The sequence below is a fragment of the Sphaerisporangium rufum genome (assembly GCF_016863395.1).
In the GTDB taxonomy this organism is placed as follows: Bacteria; Actinomycetota; Actinomycetes; order Streptosporangiales; family Streptosporangiaceae; genus Sphaerisporangium; species Sphaerisporangium rufum.
The window spans coordinates 234,914-255,167 of the sequence record NZ_BOOU01000044.1 but is presented as its reverse complement, the minus strand read 5'-3'; the positions used below and the strand labels follow the sequence as shown (position 1 = coordinate 255,167).

The 20,254-nt window shown below is 72.2% G+C and carries 17 protein-coding genes; 12 read left to right on the top strand and 5 right to left on the bottom strand.

The genetic code is table 11. The features are described 5' to 3' along the window. Both Sru01_RS15720 and Sru01_RS15715 read left to right on the top strand, forming a co-directional pair. On the top strand, positions 1-769 hold a 769-nt coding region (locus Sru01_RS15720; RefSeq protein ID WP_307812032.1), incomplete at its 5' end, for an HAD family hydrolase. Between the two features lie 190 nt (positions 770-959). Beyond that, complete coding sequence (locus Sru01_RS15715; RefSeq protein ID WP_203985274.1) at positions 960-1,496, top strand: cellulose synthase; 537 nt, start codon at positions 960-962, stop codon at positions 1,494-1,496. Here Sru01_RS15715 and Sru01_RS15710 read toward each other — a convergent pair. Next, positions 1,489-1,920, bottom strand: coding sequence for an ATP-binding protein (locus Sru01_RS15710; RefSeq protein WP_203985272.1), 432 nt, complete (start codon positions 1,918-1,920; stop codon positions 1,489-1,491). The two genes, Sru01_RS15715 and Sru01_RS15710, sit on opposite strands and share 8 nt — an antisense overlap. 525 nt (positions 1,921-2,445) lie before the next feature. Here Sru01_RS15710 and Sru01_RS15705 point away from each other — a divergent pair. The 5 genes from Sru01_RS15705 (at position 2,446) to Sru01_RS15685 (ending at position 8,539) form a co-directional block, all read left to right on the top strand. Then, complete coding sequence (locus tag Sru01_RS15705) at positions 2,446-3,438, top strand: ABC transporter permease (RefSeq protein ID WP_203985270.1); 993 nt, start codon at positions 2,446-2,448, stop codon at positions 3,436-3,438. A 64-nt stretch (positions 3,439-3,502) separates the two neighbouring features. After that, positions 3,503-5,284: an ABC transporter substrate-binding protein gene (locus tag Sru01_RS15700; protein WP_203985268.1), complete on the top strand. Its 1,782-nt coding sequence runs from the start codon at positions 3,503-3,505 to the stop codon at positions 5,282-5,284. A 113-nt stretch (positions 5,285-5,397) separates the two neighbouring features. Further along, positions 5,398-6,417: an ABC transporter permease gene (locus Sru01_RS15695; protein WP_203985266.1), complete on the top strand. Its 1,020-nt coding sequence runs from the start codon at positions 5,398-5,400 to the stop codon at positions 6,415-6,417. Further along, entirely contained in the window at positions 6,414-7,508 is a 1,095-nt protein-coding gene (locus Sru01_RS15690) for an ABC transporter ATP-binding protein (RefSeq protein ID WP_203985265.1), read from the top strand. Before Sru01_RS15695 ends, Sru01_RS15690 begins: the two co-directional genes overlap by 4 nt. Then, positions 7,505-8,539, top strand: a complete 1,035-nt coding sequence (locus Sru01_RS15685) for an ABC transporter ATP-binding protein (RefSeq protein ID WP_275412176.1) — start codon at positions 7,505-7,507, stop codon at positions 8,537-8,539. The genes Sru01_RS15690 and Sru01_RS15685 overlap by 4 nt, the downstream gene beginning before the upstream one ends. A gap of 22 nt (positions 8,540-8,561) precedes the next feature. Here the strand turns inward: Sru01_RS15685 and Sru01_RS15680 are convergent, their stop codons facing one another. The 3 genes from Sru01_RS15680 to Sru01_RS15670 all read right to left on the bottom strand — a co-directional run bounded on the left by Sru01_RS15680 (position 8,562) and on the right by Sru01_RS15670 (position 11,410). Then, positions 8,562-9,245, bottom strand: a complete 684-nt coding sequence (locus tag Sru01_RS15680) for a response regulator (protein WP_203985264.1) — start codon at positions 9,243-9,245, stop codon at positions 8,562-8,564. A 3-nt stretch (positions 9,246-9,248) separates the two neighbouring features. Beyond that, a complete protein-coding gene (locus Sru01_RS15675) occupies positions 9,249-10,433 on the bottom strand; it encodes a sensor histidine kinase (protein WP_239137453.1) in 1,185 nt (394 codons plus the stop codon). A 116-nt stretch (positions 10,434-10,549) separates the two neighbouring features. Further along, positions 10,550-11,410: a RecB family exonuclease gene (locus tag Sru01_RS15670; protein WP_203985263.1), complete on the bottom strand. Its 861-nt coding sequence runs from the start codon at positions 11,408-11,410 to the stop codon at positions 10,550-10,552. Positions 11,411-11,526: 116 nt separating this feature from the next. Between Sru01_RS15670 and Sru01_RS15665 the strand changes: the two genes are divergently transcribed. Next, entirely contained in the window at positions 11,527-12,663 is a 1,137-nt protein-coding gene (locus tag Sru01_RS15665) for a site-2 protease family protein (RefSeq protein WP_239137452.1), read from the top strand. A gap of 190 nt (positions 12,664-12,853) precedes the next feature. Further along, on the top strand, positions 12,854-14,239 hold the full coding sequence (locus tag Sru01_RS15660; RefSeq protein WP_203985262.1) for an FHA domain-containing protein: 1,386 nt from the start codon (positions 12,854-12,856) through the stop codon (positions 14,237-14,239). A gap of 183 nt (positions 14,240-14,422) precedes the next feature. Here Sru01_RS15660 and Sru01_RS15655 read toward each other — a convergent pair whose 3' ends face one another. Continuing rightward, positions 14,423-15,523 carry a GNAT family N-acetyltransferase gene (locus Sru01_RS15655; protein ID WP_203985261.1) on the bottom strand — a complete coding sequence of 367 codons (1,101 nt, stop codon included), beginning with the start codon at positions 15,521-15,523 and terminating at the stop codon, positions 14,423-14,425. A gap of 116 nt (positions 15,524-15,639) precedes the next feature. On the opposite strand from Sru01_RS15655, the gene Sru01_RS15650 reads away from it, so the two are divergent. The 3 genes from Sru01_RS15650 (at position 15,640) to dop (ending at position 20,196) form a co-directional block, all read left to right on the top strand. Further along, positions 15,640-16,500 carry a tRNA (adenine-N1)-methyltransferase gene (locus Sru01_RS15650; protein WP_203985259.1) on the top strand — a complete coding sequence of 287 codons (861 nt, stop codon included), beginning with the start codon at positions 15,640-15,642 and terminating at the stop codon, positions 16,498-16,500. Between the two features lie 215 nt (positions 16,501-16,715). Then, positions 16,716-18,479: a proteasome ATPase gene (gene arc / locus Sru01_RS15645; protein WP_203985258.1), complete on the top strand. Its 1,764-nt coding sequence runs from the start codon at positions 16,716-16,718 to the stop codon at positions 18,477-18,479. A gap of 199 nt (positions 18,480-18,678) precedes the next feature. Next, positions 18,679-20,196 carry a depupylase/deamidase Dop gene (gene dop, locus Sru01_RS15640; RefSeq protein ID WP_373869519.1) on the top strand — a complete coding sequence of 506 codons (1,518 nt, stop codon included), beginning with the start codon at positions 18,679-18,681 and terminating at the stop codon, positions 20,194-20,196. Positions 20,197-20,254: the final 58 nt, after the last annotated feature.

Below are 20,254 nucleotides of genomic sequence, written 5' to 3'. Positions count from 1 at the left end.
AAGCCAAATACTTCAACGTGTGATCCCCTGGCCCGGCGCCCGCCCGGTGCCGGGCCACCACCCGCCGGCCGGTACCGTCGACGGCAGGACTCCGGCCGGCGATCAGGGGAGCGGACGAGTGGACGCGGTTCTCTTCGACATGGACGGGCTGCTCGTCGACACCGAGAAGCTCTGGTTCACCGTCGAGACGGACGTGATGCGCCGGCTCGGCGCCGGCTGGAGCATCGCCGACCAGGAGGCGATGGTGGGCGGTTCGATCGCCGCCACCGCCCGCTACATGGCGGAGACCAGCGGGACCGGCGCCGACCCGGCCGAGGTGGCCGAGTGGATGACCACCGGCCTGCTCGACCTGCTCGCCGCTGGTTTCGACATGATGCCGGGTGCCGCCGGCCTGCTGGCCGCGGTGCGCGCGGCGGGCGTGCCGGCCGGCCTGGTCACCTCCTCCTCGCGGCGGATCGCCGAGGCGGTGCTCGACGGCATCGGGCGCGCGCACTTCGACGTGGTGGTCACCGCCGATGACGTCCGGCGCTTCAAGCCCGACCCCGAGCCCTACCTGCGCGCGGCGAGCACGCTGGACGCCCACCCGGGCCGGTGCGTTGTGCTGGAGGACTCGCCCAAGGGCGTGGCGGCCGCCACCGCCGCCGGGTGTGCCGTGGTCGCGGTGCCGAGCGTTGTCGAGGTGCCCCCGGGGCCGCGCCGGCTGGTCGTCCGGTCGCTGGCGGAGGTGGACCTGGCGGCGCTGCGCCGGCTGGTGCTCGCCGCCGCCTGACCTGCCCGCTCGCCGTGCTGCGAGCCGATTCTGCAAATCTACTTAGTAAAGGCGCACTGCCGGCCGAACGCCGCCCCTAGGGGAGGTCACCGGGGCCGAGTCGGGGGCGGGCCATCCTCGGGGAGGAGCGGCGTCCGCCGTCGCGGCTGGCAGGATGGAAGGCAGAGCCACGACAAAGGGGGCAGAAAGCATGACATTCGACCAGATCGCCTGGCTGCCGCTGTGCGGCGGGATCACCGCGGTCGGCCTGGTGCTGAGCTTCCTGGCGTTCCGCCGCCGGGGGGCGGGCGCGGGGCTGCGCGGCGTCGCCTGGTCGCTGATCCCGGCCGCCGCCTACCTGACCGGTGCGCTGCCCGCCCTGTGGCAGGTCGGCAGCGCGCTGACCGGTTTCGTCGCCGGGCTCGTCCTATCTCCCAAGGTCTGGGCCGGGGTGGGCCTGGCCGGGCTCTCGCTGGTGCTGTTCCTGGTCTCCGGCGGGCTGCGCCGGCGCCGGCTGCGCGCCGCGGGCGCGGCGGCCGCCGGGAACGGCGGGAACGGCGGCAACACGCCGGCGGGCCGTCCCGCCACCCGCCCGGCCGGTGCCGAGCCGGCCGCGGTGGGCGGGGCGGCGTCCGGCGCCCCCACCCAGCCGAACACCCGGCCGATGGCCGCGCGCCCGGCCCGGCCGGCCGCGGACGACGACCTGTCCGACATCGAGGAGATCCTCAAGCGCCGCGGGATCAGCTGACCGGGTCCTCCCGCAATTGGAACCAGACCCGCTTGCCCTTTCCGGGCAGTGAGCACACCCCCCAGCGGTAGGTCAGCGCGGTCACGATCAGCAGGCCGCGGCCGTGCCCGGCCTCGTCGTCGGCGGGCATCGGGCAGGGCCAGCCCGGGCCGTGGTCAGTCACCGTGCCGACCAGGCCGGTACGCCCGGCGGCCAGGGTCAGCTCGATCGGCGGGGTGCCATGGGTGACCGCGTTGCCCACCAGCTCGCTGACCACCAGCACGGCGTCGTCCACCAACCCGTCCGACTCGTCCACCGGCCCGCCTGGCGGTGAGCGGCGACCGGCCAGTGCCCGCCGCACCGCCTCCCGCGCCTGGCCGACCGCCTGCCGGTCTCCGTCGAAGATCCACGAGCCGGCCGGTTGGTGTCCTGGAGTGTCGGTCATCGATGCTCCCTGCTGCCCGGCCCCGCGCCGTGCGCCACCAGGAGGTACGGCCGGCGGGCGCGCCCCGTTCGGTCTGGTATGTGACCGGCGCGCCTGATCTCCCGGTGAACGTAACGTTCTGGTAAAGGCGTCTCAGCCTGTAAGAAGCGGCAAACCCCTGCGATAGGGGCGTCGTTATGCTTGATCTTGCGGTGGCGCGGATGCCCGCCGCCCGATCGCGACGATGCCTGCCGGCCCTGGAATCCCGGCGCCGGCGCTCCTTCCGTCGCGATGTCACGGTTCCGCGACACAATCGGAACGCGCTCCGGACATTAGGTCCAAGATCGATACGAATGAATTTCGCGTGAATCACAGTTGAGCCACATAGCACCCTCGGGTACTGGTCAGTGCAGCTCAGCACATAGATTCTGCCTCCGAGGCCGTTCGCGCGGCCCGCGCCGTAGCCGGGACACATCCCGTCCGATGCCTCCGTAAGGGGGCCGGCCGGGCGGACACCGTCGTCTGCACGCCAGGGGGCCTGACACTATGACCGCACCGCTCGATGTCTCGGGCTCGGAACTCGAGGTCGCCCCGGAGCCCGGGCCGGTCGGCCCGGCGGGCCGCGCCATCGAAGGCCGCTCGCTCGGGCAGATCGCGTGGACGCGGCTCAAGCGCGACAAGGTGGCGCTCACCGGAGCCGGTGTGGTGATCTTCCTGATCCTGGTGGCGATCTTCGCGCCGCTGATCGTGAGCGGGTTCGGCCACCCGCCCAACGACTTCAACCAGGACCTCATCAGCACCGAGACGCTGGCGCCCAAGGACGGCACCGGCATCAGCGCCGCGCACCTGTTCGGCGTCGAGCCGGTCAACGGCCGGGACATCTTCAGCCGGGTGGTCTACGGCGCGCGGATCTCGCTGCTCATCGCCTTCCTGGCCACGCTGCTGTCGGTGGCCATCGGCACCGCCCTCGGCGTGATCGCCGGCTACTTCGGCGGGTGGGTCGACTCGCTGATCAGCAAGACGATGGACGTCTTCCTGGCCTTCCCGCTGCTGGTGTTCGCGATCGCGCTGGCCGGCATCGTGCCGGACACCGCGTTCGGGCTCTCCGGCGACACGCTGCGCGTCTCCCTGCTGGTGTTCATCATCGGGTTCTTCAACTGGCCCTACATCGGCCGCATCATGCGCGGGCAGACGCTTTCGCTGCGCGAGCGCGAGTTCGTCGACGCGGCGCGCAGCCTGGGCGCCCGCGGGCCGTACATCATCTTCCGGGAGATGCTGCCGAACCTGGTCGCGCCGATCCTGATCTACGCCACCCTGCTGATCCCGACCAACATCCTGTTCGAGGCGGCGCTGTCGTTCCTCGGCGTGGGGGTGCGCCCGCCCACCGCCACCTGGGGCGGCATGATCTCCGAGGCGGTGCGGTTCTACAGCATCCCGCACTTCATGTTCTTCCCCGGTATGGCGATCTTCGTCACCGTGCTGGCCTTCAACCTCTTCGGTGACGGCCTGCGTGACGCCCTCGACCCGAGGGCGCGATGAGTCCCGTCCGTTCCCCCGCTAGTCCCCCCGCAAGTTCCCTGGCTCCAAGTACAAGGGGTTGTTGATGAAGAGAAAAACCACGCTGGGGGTGACCGCCCTCGGTGCGGTGCTCGCCCTGGCGCTGTCCGCCTGCGGCGGCGCGTCGACCTCGCAGTCAGGCGGGTCGGGCGCGTCCGCCGGCTCCGGTGACGCCGGTGCGAAGCCCGAGTTCAACGCCGCGATGTCCCAGGTCTTCAACCCGTCCGACAAGAAGGGCGGCATCCTCAAGTTCGCCAACGCCGGCGACTGGGACTCGCTGGACCCGGCCGACACCTACTACGGGTACTCCTGGAACTTCATCCGGCTGTACGGCCGCTCGCTGGTGATGTTCAAGCCGGTCCCCGGCGAGGAGGGCACCTCGCTGGTGCCGGACCTGGCCGAGAGCCTCGGCAAGCCGAGCGACGACGCCAAGACCTGGACCTACAAGCTGCGCCAGGGCGTGAAGTTCGAGGACGGCACCGCGATCACCTCCAAGGACGTCAAGTACGGCGTGCTGCGGTCGCTGGACAAGGAGGTGTTCCCCGACGGGTACACCTACTTCAACGACACCCTGGACCTGCCGAAGGGCTACAAGGGCCCCTACAAGTCCAAGGGCGTCAACACCGACAGCGCCATCGAGACGCCCGACGACCAGACGATCGTCTTCCACCTGAAGCAGCCTTACAGCGGCTTCGACTACTTCGCGCAGCTCCCGGCGACCATCCCGGTGCCCGAGGCCAAGGACACCGGCGCCAAGTACCGCGAGCACGTGATCTCCAGCGGCCCGTACATGTTCGACAAGAACGAGATCGGCAAGGGCTTCAACCTGGTCCGCAACCCGAACTGGGACCAGGCGACCGACCCCAACCGCAAGGCGCTGCCCGACGGTTACCAGGTCAGCACGAACGTCAACGCCGAGGACATCGACAACCGCCTCCTGTCGGGTGACCTCCACGTCGACATCGCCGGCACCGGCGCCCAGCCGGCCACGCTCGGCCGGGTGCTGACCGACCCCAACCTCAAGGCCCAGACCGACAACCCGACGATCATCCGGCTCTGGTACACCTCGATCAACGGCAACGTGAAGCCGCTGGACAACATCGACTGCCGCAAGGCCGTCGAGTACGCCGCGGACAAGGTCGCCTACCAGACCGCCTACGGTGGCGAGCTGTCCGGCGGCCAGGTCGCCACCAGCCTGCTCCCGCCCGGCATCCCCGGCCGCCAGGACTTCAACCTGTACCCGAGCGGTCCGGACAACCACGGTGACGTCGCCAAGGCCAAGGAGCACCTGACCGCCTGCGGCCAGCCGGACGGCTTCGAGACCAACGTCTCCTACCGGGCCGAGCGCCCCAAGGAGAAGGCGACCGCCGAGGCGCTGCAGCAGTCGCTGGCCCGGGTCGGCATCAAGCTCACCCTGAAGCCCTTCCCGCAGGCCGACTACTTCGCCCTGTACGCCGGCAAGCCGGGCTACGCCAAGAGCAACAAGCTGGGCCTGGTCGTCAACGGCTGGGGCGCCGACTGGCCGGACGGCTACGGCTTCCTGCAGCAGGTCGTCGACAGCCGGGTCATCCGGGAGACCGGCGGCTCCTCCAACATCAGCGTGCGCGACCCCGAGGTCGACAAGCTGCTGGACAAGGCGTCCCTGGAGACCGACGTCGCCAAGCGCGAGCCGATCTGGGCGGAGATCGACAAGAAGGTGATGGAGGGGGCGTACATCCTGCCGGGCATCTGGGCCAAGAGCCTGCTGCTGCGCGGCAAGGGCGCGACCAACGTCTTCTACTCCACGCCGCACGGCATGTACGACTACCTCAACATGGGCGTGCAGTAGCCGCCTGCCCGAGCCCGGCCCGCGCTGGCGGGCCGGGCCCGCCGACCGACCCGACGAACACGTGAACGCGGCAGGGGGCCGGCCGACCGGCCGGCCCCGGAGCCGGGGGGACTGTGGTCACTTACATCATCCGGCGCCTGATCTGGGGTGTCGTCATGCTCGCCATCGTGAGCATGATCACCTTCGCGATCTTCTTCCTGGTGCCGCGGCTGGCGGGCGCCACCAGCGAGAGCCTCGCCTCGCGGTACGTGGGCCGTACGGCGACGGCCGAGCAGGTCACGCTGGCCGCCGAGAAGCTGGGCTTCAACGATCCGCTGATCGTGCAGTACGGCCGCTTCGCCAAGGGCATCGTCGCCGGTGCCGACTACGACTACGGCCCGGGCGTCGAGCGCTGCCCCGCGCCGTGTCTGGGATATTCCTTCCTGACCCGGCTGCCGGTCTGGCCGGACCTGCTCAACCGGATACCGGTGACGATGTCACTGGCCGCCGGAGCGGCGATCATCTGGCTGCTCAGCGGCGTCGGCACCGGGGTGATCTCCGCGCTGCGGCGCGGCAGCTTCTTCGACCGGGCGGCGATGAGCGTGGCGCTGGCCGGCGTCTCGCTGCCCATCTTCTTCACCGGCATCGTGTCGCTGGTGCTGTTCAGCTACGGCCGCCCGCTGGCGATCACCGCGCCCGGCGGCAGCTACACCCCCATCAACGAGAACCCGGCGATGTGGGCGTACAGCCTGATCCTGCCGTGGATCACCCTGGCCTTCCTGTACGCGGCCGGGTACGCCCGGCTCACCCGGTCGGGCATGCTGGAGACGATGAACGAGGACTACATCCGCACCGCCCGGGCCAAGGGCCTGCCCGAACGGGTCGTGGTGGTCAAGCACGGGCTGCGCGGCGCGCTCACCCCGATCGTCACCATCTTCGGGCTGGACGTCGGGCTGCTGATGGGCGGCGCGGTGCTCACCGAGAGCACCTTCTCGCTGCCCGGCCTCGGCAAGTACTCCATCGACGCGATCGTCAACCAGGACCTTCCCAAGGTGATGGGGGTGGTGCTGGTCACCGCCTTCTTCGTGGTCCTGGCCAACCTGCTCGTCGACCTGCTCTACGCGGTGGTCGACCCGAGAGTGAGGCTCTCGTGACCGGATCCGCCCGGCCGGCCGGCGGCGCGCCGGTCCCTTCCGACGAGCGGCGCCACGGCTTCCTGGAACTACGGGACCTGCGCATCCACTTCCCGACCGACGACGGCCTGGTCCGGTCGGTGGACGGGCTGTCGTTCACCCTGGAACGCGGCCGCACCCTCGGCATCGTGGGCGAGTCGGGCTCGGGCAAGAGCGTCACCAGCCTCGGCATCCTCGGCCTGCACAAAGACGGCCGGGCCCGCATCTCCGGCGAGATCTGGCTGGACGGCGAGGAGCTCGTCTCCGCCTCCGCCGAGCACGTGCGCACGCTGCGCGGCAAGAAGATGGCGATGATCTTCCAGGATCCGCTGTCGGCCATGCACCCCTACTACACGGTGGGCGCGCAGATCATCGAGGCGTACCGGATCCACCACCAGGTGAGCAAGGCGGTGGCCCGCAAGCACGCGGTGGACCTGCTCGGCCGGGTCGGCATCCCGCAGCCCGACCGCCGGGTGGACAGCTATCCGCACGAGTTCTCCGGCGGGATGCGCCAGCGCGCCATGATCGCCATGGCGCTGTCGTGCGATCCCGAGCTGCTCATCGCCGACGAGCCGACGACCGCGCTGGACGTGACCGTCCAGGCGCAGATCCTCGATCTCATGCGCGACCTGCAGCAGGAGTTCGACTCCGCGCTGATCGTCATCACCCACGACCTCGGCGTGGTCGCCGAGCTGTCGGACGACATCCTGGTGATGTACGGCGGCAAGTGCGTGGAGTACGGCACGGCCGAGGACATCTTCGATCGTCCCGAGCACCCCTACACCTGGGGCCTGCTCGGCTCGATGCCCCGGCTGGACCGCGAGCGCACCGAACGGCTGCTGCCGATCAAGGGCAGCCCGCCGTCCCTGATCAACGTGCCCTCCGGCTGCGCCTTCCACCCGCGGTGCGGTTACGAACCGCGCACCGGCGGTCTCGGCAGTACCGAGGTGCCCGAGCTCGCCGCGGCCGACGGCGGCCACGACGGCGGCCACCTGGTGCGCTGCCACCTGCCGCGCGAGGAGCGGCGGGCCATCTGGGAGAACGAGATCAAACCCACCCTGGAGTCCGCGTGAGCGAGTCGCCCGAGCCCCTGCTGTCGCTGACGGACGTGCGCAAGCACTTCCCGATCACCAAGGGCCTGATCAAGCGCCAGGTCGGCGCGGTCAAGGCGGTGGACGGGATCAGCTTCGACGTCCGCCGGGGCGAGACGCTCGGCCTGGTGGGGGAGTCCGGCTGTGGCAAGACCACCACCGGGCGGCTGATCACCCGGCTGATCGAGCCCACCGACGGCAGGATCATGTTCGAGGGACGGGACATCACCCACATGTCCCAGGGCGACCTGCGCCCGCTGCGCCGCGACATGCAGATGATCTTCCAGGATCCCTACAGCTCGCTGAACCCGCGGCACACCGTGGGCGCCATCGTCGGCGCGCCGTTCCGCATCCAGGGCGTCCGGACCGAGCACGGCACCAAGAAGGCGGTCCAGGAGATCCTGGAACTGGTCGGGCTCAACCCCGAGCACTACAACCGCTACCCGCACGAGTTCTCCGGCGGCCAGCGCCAGCGCATCGGCATCGCCCGCACGCTGGCGCTCAAGCCCAAGCTGATCATCGCCGACGAGCCGGTGTCGGCGCTGGACGTCTCCATCCAGGCCCAGGTGGTCAACCTGCTGGAGGACCTGCAGAACGAGCTCGACCTGACCTACGTGGTCATCGCGCACGACCTGTCGGTCGTCCGGCACATCAGCGACCGGGTCGCGGTGATGTACCTGGGCAAGATCGTGGAGATCGCCGACCGCAAGGACCTGTACGAGTCGCCGATGCACCCGTACACCACGGCCCTGCTGTCGGCGGTGCCGATCCCCGACGTCCGCCGGCGGGCCGGCCGCGAGCGCATCCGGCTGCTCGGCGACGTGCCGAGCCCGATCAACCCGCCACCGGCCTGCCGGTTCCACACCCGGTGCTGGAAGGCCCAGGAGGTGTGCAGGACCGTCGAGCCGCCGCTCGCCGAGCTGGCCACCGGCCACCGCGTCGCCTGCCACTTCCCGGAGAACGCCCCGGCCGGCGCGGTCCAGGACACCTCCGGCACCGAGGTGCCCGCCTGAGCCGGCCCCGCGCCGGCGCGGTTCAGGAGATGGCGCCCGGGGTGATCAGCCCGGTCTCGTAGGCCAGCACCACGGCCTGCACCCGGTCGCGCAGGCCGAGCTTGGTGAGCACGTTGCCCACGTGGGTCTTCACCGTCGTCTCGCTGACCACCAGCTCGGCGGCGATCTCGGCGTTGGACATGCCGCGCGCGATCAGCCGCAGCACCTCCAGCTCGCGCTCGGTCAACCGGCCGACGCGGGCCGGGGTCGCCCGCTGCCGGGCGGAGGGCAGCCGGGCGGCGAACCGGTCCAGCAGCCGCCGGGTGACGCTCGGCGCCACGATGGCGTCCCCGGCGGCGACCACCCGGATGGCCTGCACCAGCTCGTCGGGCGGCACGTCCTTCAGCAGGAAGCCGCTGGCGCCGCCGCGCAGCGCCTCCACGATGTACTCGTCCAGGTCGAAGGTGGTCAGCACCAGCACCCGCGGCACGTGCGCGCCCGGCGCCGCGTCCCGGACGATCCGCCGGGTCGCCTCGATGCCGTCCACCCCGGGCATCCGGACGTCCATCAGCACCACGTCCGGCAGCAGCGCCCGCGCCTGGTCCTGCGCGACGGACCCGTCGCCGGCCTCGCCGACCACCGTGATGTCCGGCTCGGCCTCCAGGATGAGCCGGAAGCCGGTGCGCAGCAGCGGCTGGTCGTCCACGAGCAGCACTCGGATGGTCATGTCTCATTCCTTGAGAGGGAACCGGGCCCGGACCTCGAATCCGCCACCGTCCCGCGGGCCGATCCGTAGTTTTCCACCATAAAGGGCGACTCGCTCGTTGATGCCGACCAGGCCGTGACCGGTCCGGTCGCGGGGCGCGGGCGCGGCGGCGCCGAGGCCGTCGTCCTCCACCCGCACCAGCAGCTCGCCCGGATCGTGCCGCACGGTCACCCAGGCACGCGCCCGCGGCCCGGCGTGCCGCAGGCTGTTGGTCAGCGCCTCCTGGACCAGCCGGAAGGCGGCCAGGTCGATGCCGGGCGGCAGCGCGTCGTGGTCGCCCAGCACCCGCAGCTCGGCGCGCAGCCCGGCCTCGCGCATCTGGCCGACCAGCCCCGGCAGGTCCGCCATCCCCGGCTGCGGAGTCAGCTCGCCGGTGTCCCCGTCGGTGCGCAGCACCCCGACGATGCCCCGCATCTCGCGCATCGCGGTCCGTCCCAGCTCCTCGATGGCCACCAGGGCGTCGCGGGCCGCCTCGGGGCGGGTGTCGAGCACCTTGCGCGCCGCGGCGGCCTGCACGGTCATCACGCTGACGTGGTGGGCCACCACGTCGTGCAGCTCGCGGGCGATGCGCGAGCGCTCCTCGGCGCGCGCCGCGCGGGTGTCGGCGTCCCGCGCCCGCTCCAGCCGCGCCGCCCGGTCCACCAGCTCGGCGAGGTAGGCGCGGCGCAGCCGCACCGAGCGGCCGATCACCCAGACGGTGAACGGCAGCACCACCACGAACGTCTGCTCGATCCAGCCGCGGCCGTCCCGCGACAGCAGCAGCTCGGCCGTCGAGCCGAGGACGACCACCGCGCCGGCCGCCAGGCTGAGCGCCAGGCCCCGGTAGGCGGCGACGGTGTAGAGCAGGATCAGCGGCACCAGCCCGGCCAGCGAGCTTCCGTAGCCGAGCGCGGCCAGGGCCAGCTGGGGCGGACCGGCCAGGCACAGCATGACGAACGGCCAGCGCCGCCGGGCCACCACCGGCAGCCAGGCCAGCGCGACCAGTGTGATGCCCACGGCATCGGCGGCCGGGCGGGCACGAGCGGTGCCGGCGCCGGGAACCAGGACGACCAGCGCGACCGACAGACCGCCCAGCAGCGCCGCCATCGCCAGGTCACCGAGTGACGGATGCTCCTTCGACCAGGAGCGAAGACGGCGGGCGGTGCTCACCCTCTCAATCTAGGACGTCCAGGCGGCCTGCCACCCTGCCTGAGAGGGACGCCGCCCTCCTCCCCAGGAAGGACGCGCGGCCGCCCGGGCGGCGATGACCGGCCGTCCCCATGCGCTCAGAGCTCGTCGGTGGCGGCGCGGCGGGCGCCGCGCACGGTGTCGCCGGGACGGCGGTCGGGCACCGGCGGCGGGGTGCCGCCCCACTCCGGGCACATGGCCTGGTAATCGCACCACTCGCACAGCCGGCTACGCCGGGCCCGCCACTCCCGGGTGGTGAGCGAGCGCTCGATCGCCTCCCACAGCGCCTGCACCTTGCGCTCGGTGGCCCGCAGATCGGCCTCGTCCGGCGCGTAGCGCAGGATCTCGCCGTTGCCGAGGTAGATCAGCTGGAGCAGCCGGGGCACCGTGCCGTGCAGCCGCCACAGCACCAGGGCGTAGAACTTCATCTGGAACAGCGCCCTGGCCTCGAAGTCGGGGCCGGGCGCGCTTCCGGTCTTGTAGTCGACCACCCGCACCTCGCCGCCCGGCGCCACGTCCAGCCGGTCGATGTAGCCGCGCAGCATCAGCCCGCTGTCCAGCACCGACTCCACGTACAGCTCGCGCTCGGCCGGCTCCAGCCGGCTCGGATCCTCCAGCGCGAAGTAGCGGCCGACCATCTCCCGGGCCTGGCCGAGCCATCGCTCGCGCTCGGCCTCGTCGCCGAACAGCGTGGCGTACTCCGGCGTCTCGCCGAGCAGCCGCGCCCACTGCGGGTCGAGCAGGGCCAGCGCCGCGGCCGGGGTGCGCTCGGCGGCCGGCAGGTCGTAGAGCCGCTCCAGCACCGCGTGCACCAGGGTGCCGCGCACCGCGGCGGGGGAGGGCCGCTCGGGCAGCCGGTCGATCACCCGGAAACGGTAGAGCAGCGGGCAGGTCATGAAGTCGCCCGCGCGGGACGGGGACAGGCTGCCGACGACCGCGGGCGGCTCGGTGAGGCTCATGACCGGCAACTGTAGGCCAGCCGGCCGACATTTCCGCCGTCCGGGCCGCTCACCGGCCGCCTGCCCGGGGCCAGGGGCGCGTAGCATCAAGGCACAAGGGAGGGAAGACGACACACATGAGCACCCAGACCCCGCAACGGCCTGAGTCACCGGGGCTGCGCATGGGGCGCCCGTTCGGCATCCCGGTCTACGTCTCGCCGACCTGGCTGATCGTCGCGGCGTTCATCACCTACACGTTCCAGCCCCAGGTCGCGAGCGGCCTGCCCGGCCGCGGCCTGGCCGTCACCTACCTGGTGGCCTTCGTCTTCGCCGTCTTCCTGTACGCCTCGGTGCTGCTGCACGAGCTGGCGCACTGCGTGGTCGCCCGGGCCTTCGGGCTGCCGGTGCGCCGCATCACCCTCTACTTCCTCGGCGGGGTATCGGAGATCGAACGCGAGCCGGAGACGCCGCGGCGGGAGTTCCTGGTGGCCTTCGCCGGCCCGCTGCTGTCCCTGGGGCTGGCCGGCGCCGGGTTCGCGGTGAGCCTGGTGATCCCCGAGCAGACCATCCCGCACGTGCTGATCTGGCAGCTCTGGTTCTCCAATCTCATCGTCGGCGTGTTCAACCTGCTGCCCGGCCTGCCGCTGGACGGCGGCCGCATGCTGCGGGCCGGGGTGTGGAAGCTCACCGGCCGGCCGGTGACGGGCACGGTGGCCGCCGCCTGGTTCGGCCGGGCCCTGGCGGTGGCGCTCATCGTGGTGCCGCTGGCGGCCTCGTTGGGGAACGGCGAGGAGCCCGGTTGGTGGACGCTGCTGTGGTCGGTGCTGCTCGCCTCCTTCATCTGGATCGGGGCCGGCCAGTCCCTGCAGGTCGCCCGGGTGCGGGCCCGGCTGCCGCGGGTGCGGGCCCGCGCGCTCGCCCGGCGGGCCATCCCGGTCACCGCCGAGGTGCCGCTGGCCGAGGGCATGCGCCGGGCACAGCAGGCGCACGCGGGGGCGATGGTCGTCGTCGACCATGACGGTCACCCGGTCGCCATCGTCAACGAGACCGCGGTGGCGGCGACGCCCGAGCACCGGCGCCCGTGGGTCAGCGTCGGCTCGCTCGCCCGCAGCCTGGAGCCCGCGATGGTGCTGGCCGCCGACCTGGAGGGCGAGGCGCTGCTGGACGCGATGCGCGGCGCCCCCTCGGGGGAGTACCTGCTGGTCGAGCGGGGCGGCGGTGTCTTCGGGGTGCTCGTCACCGCCGACGTCAACCGGGTGTTCTCCGGGGTCTGACCGCCCGCCCGCCCGCGCCGGCCCGGCCGGCGGGCGCGCGCGGGGTGCCCGGCGGTGATCGCCTCACCTGTCCCACTCGTGCTCGGCCCCCGGGCGGGGCTACTGTTCTGATCGGCGCGAGACGATGTCCGCGCTGTTGGCCACGGCCGGCGCGGGCGCCGGGCCGCAGATGTCGTGGAGGGAGAGTCCTGTGACGGAGCAAGGCGTGGGGGTGGTGCGTCCGCTCCCCGGCGACGGGTTGATCGCCCATGTGGGCGGCCTGTTGCTGGTGTGCGACGCGGCCGACGCCGTCGCGGAGGAGCTGCTGGCGGCGGCCGAGGAGACCGCCGCCGCGGGCGGCGACGGGCGGGCCTTGGCCCGGCGCGTCGCGCAGGTCCTCGCGCGGTCGATGACGGCCGAGCCGATCGCCTGCGCCGTCGCCGGCCGCACCGGCGCGGGCCTGGCGGTGCTGGTCAGCGGGGACGCCCAGGCGTCGATCCGTGGCACCGGCGTCGACCTGCGGCTGGACGGTAAGGACGCGCTGACCTGGACCGACCGGCTGGTGACGGCGCCGGTCGACACCATCGAGCTGCGGCTGCCCGGGGCCGGCGAGCCCGACCGCCGGGCGCGGCTGGACGCCGGGGTCATCCCCGGCGGCGGCGTCGCCTGCGAGGCCGGCGCGGAGGGCGTCCCGGCCCGTCCCGCCGCACCGCGGCCGGCGCACGCCGCCGCGCACGCCGGCTCGCCGGAGCCCGCCCCGTCCGGTGCCCTGTCGGCCGCCCTGACGCCGGAGCGGCCGCCCGCCCCGGTGGAGGTGCCGCCGCCCGGCCCGGCCCCCGCCGCCGAGCCCTACGATCTCGGCCCGGCCCGCGCCGCCGAGCCCTATGACCTCGGCCCGGCCCCCGCCGAGTCATATGATCCCGGTCCGGCCCGCGCGGCCGAGCCTTATGACCTCGGCCCGGCAGCGTCGGCCGATCAGGGCCGCCCGGCCGGCGGCTTCGACCCGCACTCCTCGGGTCCGGCCCCCTTCCCGGCGGGCGAGGGCACCGGCGAGCAGGCGGGCACGGCCGGCTCGCTGCTGGACCCCACCGAGGTCGGGCAGGCGCCGGAGCCGCCGAGCCGCCCGATGGTCTACGGCGTCGACTGCCCGAACGATCACTTCAACGACCCGCGGGTACCCTACTGCGCCGTGTGCGGCACCGCCCTGGCCCAGCACGCCCTGGTGCCCTACAAGGGGGAGCGGCCCCGCCTGGGGGCGCTGCTGCTGGACGACGGCATGGCCCTGCCGCTGGACGGCGACTACCTGCTCGGCCGCGACCCTGAGCGGGCGCCGGAGGTCACCGCCGGCGAGGCGCGCCCGGCCCGGGTGACCAGCCCGGACGGCTCGGTGTCCCGTCGCCACCTGCGGGTGCGGCTGGACGGCTGGGACGTGAACCTGATCGACCTTGGGTCGGTCAACGGCACCCAGGTCCAGCCGCCCGGCGACCCGAACTTCTACGACATCCCCCCGCAGGAGCCGGTGCCGATCCTGCCCGGCACCACGGTGCGCATCGGCGTGTCCCGCACGATGCGCTATGAGGCCGGCCGCGACACCTAGCCCGCACCTCCGGTCCCGGCACCCGGGCGGCCCGCCCGGGTGTGCCGCCCGGGTGTGCCGCGGTCCCGCCGTGCGGACCCGCGAGCCGGCCGGCGCCCCGCCCGCCGGCGCCCCGCCCGCCGGCGCCCCGACCGGCGGCCCCGGTCAGCGGCCCCGGTCAGCGGCCCCGGTCAGCGGCCCCGGTCAGCGGCGCAGCCGGACCCACTGCTGGTCGTCGTGGCGGGTGCCGTCCGCGGCCGGCAGCAGCTCGCGGATCACCGCCTCGCGGCTGAAGCCGGCCCGCTCCAGCACCCGGTGGGAGGCCACGTTGGCCGGGTCGGTGCCGGCGACCAGGCGGTGCAGCGCCGTGGCGGTGAAGGCCCACTCGCAGAGCAGGTTCACCGCCCGGGTCATCAGCCCCCGGCCGCGGAACCCCGGCAGCAGGCTGTAGCCGATCATTGCCTGGCCGATCGGCGGCACCACGTTCATCACCTGCAGGTGGCCGGCGAACTCCCCGGTCGTGGCGTCGCGCACCGCCATCTCGGCCCGCTCGCCGCGCAGCCACCACATGCCCGCGTGCCGGCAGCGCGTCTCGGTGTCCGCCGGGTCCGGCGGGACGGGCGGCACGCTGTAGCGCACCGTCTCGGGGTCGGTCATCATCTTCTGGAAGGCGCCGGCGTCGCCCGGGCCGAGCGGGGTCAGCGCCGCCACGCCGTCGGTCAGCCGGCCGTCCGGCAGGCCGGGGAGATAGGACCGCACCCGCTCGCCGGTGTCGCCGGGCAGCCGGGCGTAGGCCGCCAGGTCGTCGCGGCCGCCGTCCCGGCGCGGTATGGCGCCGCGCCGGACGCCCTCGGGGTGGAATCCGGCCGCCATCGCCGCCCGCTGGCTCGGCAGGTTCTCCACGCCGGCCGTGATCTCCAGGCGCCGCACGCCGTGGCCGAACGCCCAGGGGGCGAGGGCCCGCAGCGCGCCGGACATCACACCACGACCCCGGGCCCACGGGGCGAGCAGGTAGCCGAGCTCGGCGCAGCCGAAGGGGTCCACCGGCTTGAGGTCGAGGTTGCCGAGCCAGGTGCCGGTGCCGGCGTCGGCGACGGCGAAGGCCGCGCCGCCGCGCTCCCACACCGCCGGGGCCAGCTCGGCGAGGAATGCCCGGGCGTCGCCGGCGGTGTACGGCGCGGGAACCAGCGGGACATGCCGGACGATCTCCGGGTCGGCGCAGGCCAGGACCATGGACTCGGCGTCGCCGGGTTCGTGCGGGCGCAGCACGGCCGGCCCGGCCGGGATAGGGGAGCGGGGCAGCATGTGCTAGTGCTACCAGTTGGGCACGCCCGCCGCGACCGCATTTCGCACCCCCAGCCGACCCCAGGCGGCGGAACGGGGGCCCCTTTCCGGCCGTGGCGCCATATAGCCTTGCGCCCATGGGTTTTCGCAGGCACGGGCCGTTCCGGCCCGGTGATCAGGTACAGCTCACCGACCCGAAGGACAAGCGTCACACCGTGACCTTGCGCGAGGGCGCGGTCTTCCATACCCACAAGGGCTCCATTCCGCACGACGACCTGATCGGGCTACCGGAAGGCTCGGTGGTGCGCTCCTCCGGCGGCACCGCCTACCTGGCCTTCCGCCACCTGCTGCACGACTACGCGGTGTCCATGCCGCGGGGCGCCGCGGTGGTCTATCCCAAGGACGCCGCGCAGATCGTGGCCATGGCCGACGTGTTCCCCGGTGCCCGGGTGGTGGAGGCGGGCGTCGGGTCCGGCGCGCTGACCTGCTACCTGCTGCGCGCGGTGGGCGAGAGCGGCCGGCTCACCTCCTACGAGCGGCGGCAGGACTTCGCCGACGTGGCGCGCAAGAACGTCGAGAAGTTCTACGGCGGCCCCATGGAGCAGTGGCGCCTGGTGGTGGGCGACTTCGTGCACGCGCTGGACGAGTCCGACGTCGACCGGGTGCTGCTGGACATGCTCGCCCCGTGGGAGTGCGTGGACGCGGCGGCCAAGGCCCTCACCCCCGGGGGTGTCATCTGTTGCTATGTGGCTACAACCACGCAGTTGTCGCGAACGGTGGAAACCTTGCGCGATCACGGAAGTTTCACCGAGCCTCATTCGTGGGAAACCTTGGTCCGCGACTGGCATGTCGAAGGCCTGGCCGTCCGCCCGGGACACCGGATGGTCGGTCATACCGGTTTCCTCGTCACCGCCCGTCGCATGGCGGACGGCGTCACCCCGCCACCGAGACGGCGTCGTCCGGCCAAGGGTGCGTACACGGAGGAGTCGGATATATGACGAAAGGTGGGCGCGGGGATGGCAACCCTCCGGAGCCGTCCAACGCGCAGGGAACAGATCCGTGGGCATATCTGCTAAGAAGCAATGAGTGCTGCAAAACTCGTTAAATGCCGAACACTTGATGTAATGACACGAACACTCCCCGGCCAGGTTACGGACGGCCCCGAGATAGGTAGGGTCTTGAGTAGTCGCCCTCGACTGGGAAGGAGGTGACTGTGGCAGCTCGCGATGACGCTGAGGCTCGGGCCGCCCAGCGCGAACGGGAGGTCGCGGACCTCACAACTCAGGTCTCCTTCCTCCAGGAGGAGATCACCGCGTTGCGGCGCAAGCTGGCCGAGTCCCCACGGCAGACCAGGGTCCTTGAGGAGCGCCTGCACGAGGCGCAGGCAAACCTGGCGGCCGTCACGGGCCAGAACGAAAGGCTGGTGGCCACCCTCAAGGAGGCCAGAGACCAGATCGTGGCGCTGAAGGAGGAGGTCGACCGGCTGGCGCAGCCGCCGTCCGGGTTCGGCGTCTTCCTGGAGGCCCGCGAAGACGGCACCGTCGAGGTGTTCACCGGCGGCCGCAAGCTGCGGGTGAACGTCAGCCCGGCGGTCGATCTGGACGCGCTGCGGCGCGGCCAGGAGGTCATGCTCAACGAGGCGCTCAACGTCGTCGAGGCGCTCGGCTACGAGAGCGTCGGCGAGATCGTGATGCTCAAGGAACTGCTGGAGGACGGCCAGCGCGCGCTGGTCATCTCGCACGCCGACGAGGAGCGGGTGGTGCGGCTGGCCGAGTCGCTGGTCGACCAGCCGATCCGCGCCGGCGACTCGCTGCTGCTGGAGCCGCGCTCGGGCTACGTCTACGAGCGCATCCCCAAGTCCGAGGTCGAGGAGCTCGTCCTGGAGGAGGTGCCCGACATCTCCTACGAGGAGATCGGCGGCCTCTCCCGGCAGATCGAGCAGATCCGCGACGCCATCGAGCTGCCCTACCTGCACGCGGACCTGTTCCGCGAGCACCAGCTGCGCCCGCCCAAGGGCGTGCTGCTGTACGGTCCCCCCGGCTGCGGCAAGACCCTCATCGCCAAGGCCGTCGCCAACTCCCTGGCCAAGCAGGTCGCGGAGAAGACCGGCCAGTCCGGCAAGAGCTTCTTCCTCAACATCAAGGGCCCCGAGCTTCTCAACAAGTACGTCGGCGAGACCGAGCGGCACATCCGCCTGGTCTTCCAGCGGGCCCGCGAGAAGGCCTCCGAGGGCACCCCCGTGATCGTCTTCTTCGACGAGATGGACTCGATCTTCCGCACCCGCGGCTCCGGCGTCTCCTCCGACGTCGAGAACACGATCGTCCCCCAGCTGCTGTCGGAGATCGACGGTGTCGAGGGCCTGGAGAACGTCATCGTCATCGGCGCCTCCAACCGCGAGGACATGATCGACCCGGCGATCCTGCGGCCCGGCCGCCTGGACGTCAAGATCAAGATCGAGCGGCCGGACGCCGAGGCGGCCAAGGACATCTTCTCCAAGTACCTCACCACCACCCTGCCGCTGCACGAGGACGACATCGGCGAGCACAGCGGCTCGCGCGAGGCCACCGTGGGCGGCATGATCCAGCGCACGGTGGAGCGCATGTACACCGAGAGCGAGGAGAACCGCTTCCTCGAGGTGACCTACGCCAACGGCGACAAGGAGGTCCTGTACTTCAAGGACTTCAACTCCGGCGCCATGATCCAGAACATCGTGGACCGCGGCAAGAAGATGGCGATCAAGGCCTTCCTGGAGACCGGCCAGAAGGGCCTGCGCATCGCGCACCTGCTCGCCGCCTGCGTCGACGAGTTCAGCGAGAACGAAGATCTCCCCAACACCACCAACCCCGACGACTGGGCGCGCATCTCCGGCAAGAAGGGCGAGCGCATCGTCTACATCCGCACCCTGGTGTCCGGCAAGCAGGGCACGGAGGCCGGCCGGTCGATCGACACGGTCGCCAACACCGGCCAGTACCTCTGATCGAGATCGGCATGCGACGGCGCGGTTCCTCCCCGGGGCCGCGCCGTCGGCGCTTCACCGGCACCGCCGGCGGCGCGCCCGCCCCGGCGGCGGACCGGACGCTCGCGCGGGGCGGGGGACCGTCTAGGCTCGTGTCTACGGGCGATGCGGTGGCGATGGTGGTCCCGGGCGCGGGCGGGCACGGATGAAGGGCTGAGACGTGACGGTACGGCGGGTCATGGGCATCGAGACCGAGTACGGCATTTCCGTACCCGGGCAGCCGGGTGCGAACGCGATGGTGACCTCCTCACAGGTCGTCAACGCCTACCTGGCGGCCTCGGCCGCCCGGGCGCGCCGGGCACGCTGGGACTTCGAGGAGGAGAATCCGCTACGCGACGCCCGCGGCTTCGACCTGGCCCGCGAGGTCGCCGATCCCACCCAGCTCACCGACGAGGACCTCGGGCTGGCCAACGTCATCCTGACCAACGGGGCGCGGCTGTACGTCGACCACGCCCATCCCGAGTACTCCGCGCCCGAGTGCACCAACCCGCGGGCCGCGGTCCTGTGGGACAAGGCGGGCGAGCGGGTCATGCACGACGCCGCCGTCCGGGCCGCCGCCACCCCCGGAAACGCCCCCATCCAGCTCTACAAGAACAACACCGACAACAAGGGCGCCTCCTATGGCTGCCACGAGAACTACCTGATGCGGCGGGCCACCCCGTTCGCCGATATCGTCCGGCACCTGACCCCGTTCTTCGTCTCCCGCCAGGTCGTCTGCGGGGCCGGCCGGGTCGGCATCGGGCAGGACTCCCGGGGCGAGGGGTTCCAGATCAGCCAGCGGGCCGACTTCTTCGAGGTCGAGGTCGGCCTGGAGACCACGCTGAAGCGGCCGATCATCAACACCCGGGACGAGCCGCACGCCGACCCGGAGAAGTACCGCCGGCTGCACGTGATCATCGGTGACGCCAACATGTCGGAGATCTCCACCTACCTGAAGCTCGGCACCACCGCGCTGGTGCTCGCCATGATCGAGGACGGCTTCCTCACCACCGACCTGTCGGTGGAGAGCCCGGTCGCCGCGCTGCGCGCGGTGTCGCACGACCCCACCTGCCGCTACGAGTTGACCCTGCGCGACGGCCGGCGGATGACCGCCGTGCAGCTGCAGATGGAGTACCTGGAGCAGGCCCGCAAGTACGTGGAGGACCGGTTCGGCGCCGCGGTGGACGACCTGACCAAGGACGTGCTGGCCCGGTGGGAGTCGGTGCTCAGCCGGCTGGCCGAGGACCCGATGCAGCTGTCCCGGGAGCTGGACTGGGTGGCCAAGCTGGAGCTGCTGGAGGGGTACCGCACCCGTGACGGGCTGGCCTGGTCGCATCCGCGCCTGCAGCTGGTCGATCTGCAGTACTCCGACATCCGCCCCGACCGTGGCCTGTACAACCGCCTGGTCGCCCGGGGCCGCATGCAGCGGCTGGTGACCGAGGAGGACGTGCGGCGGGCGATCGAACTGCCGCCCAACGACACCCGGGCCTACTTCCGGGGCCGCTGCCTGCGCCAGTACAGCGACTCGGTGGCCGCCGCCTCCTGGGACTCGGTGATCTTCGACATCCCGGGCCGCGAGTCGCTGCAGCGGGTGCCCACCCTGGAGCCGCTGCGCGGCACCAAGGCGCACGTGGGCGAGCTGCTGGACCGCTGCCAGACCGCCGCCGAGCTGGTCAGCGCCCTCACCGGCGAGCGCTGACCACCCGCCCCGCCGGCCCGCGGGTCCGGCCCGTGCCGCCGCGGGGCCCGGCTCCGGG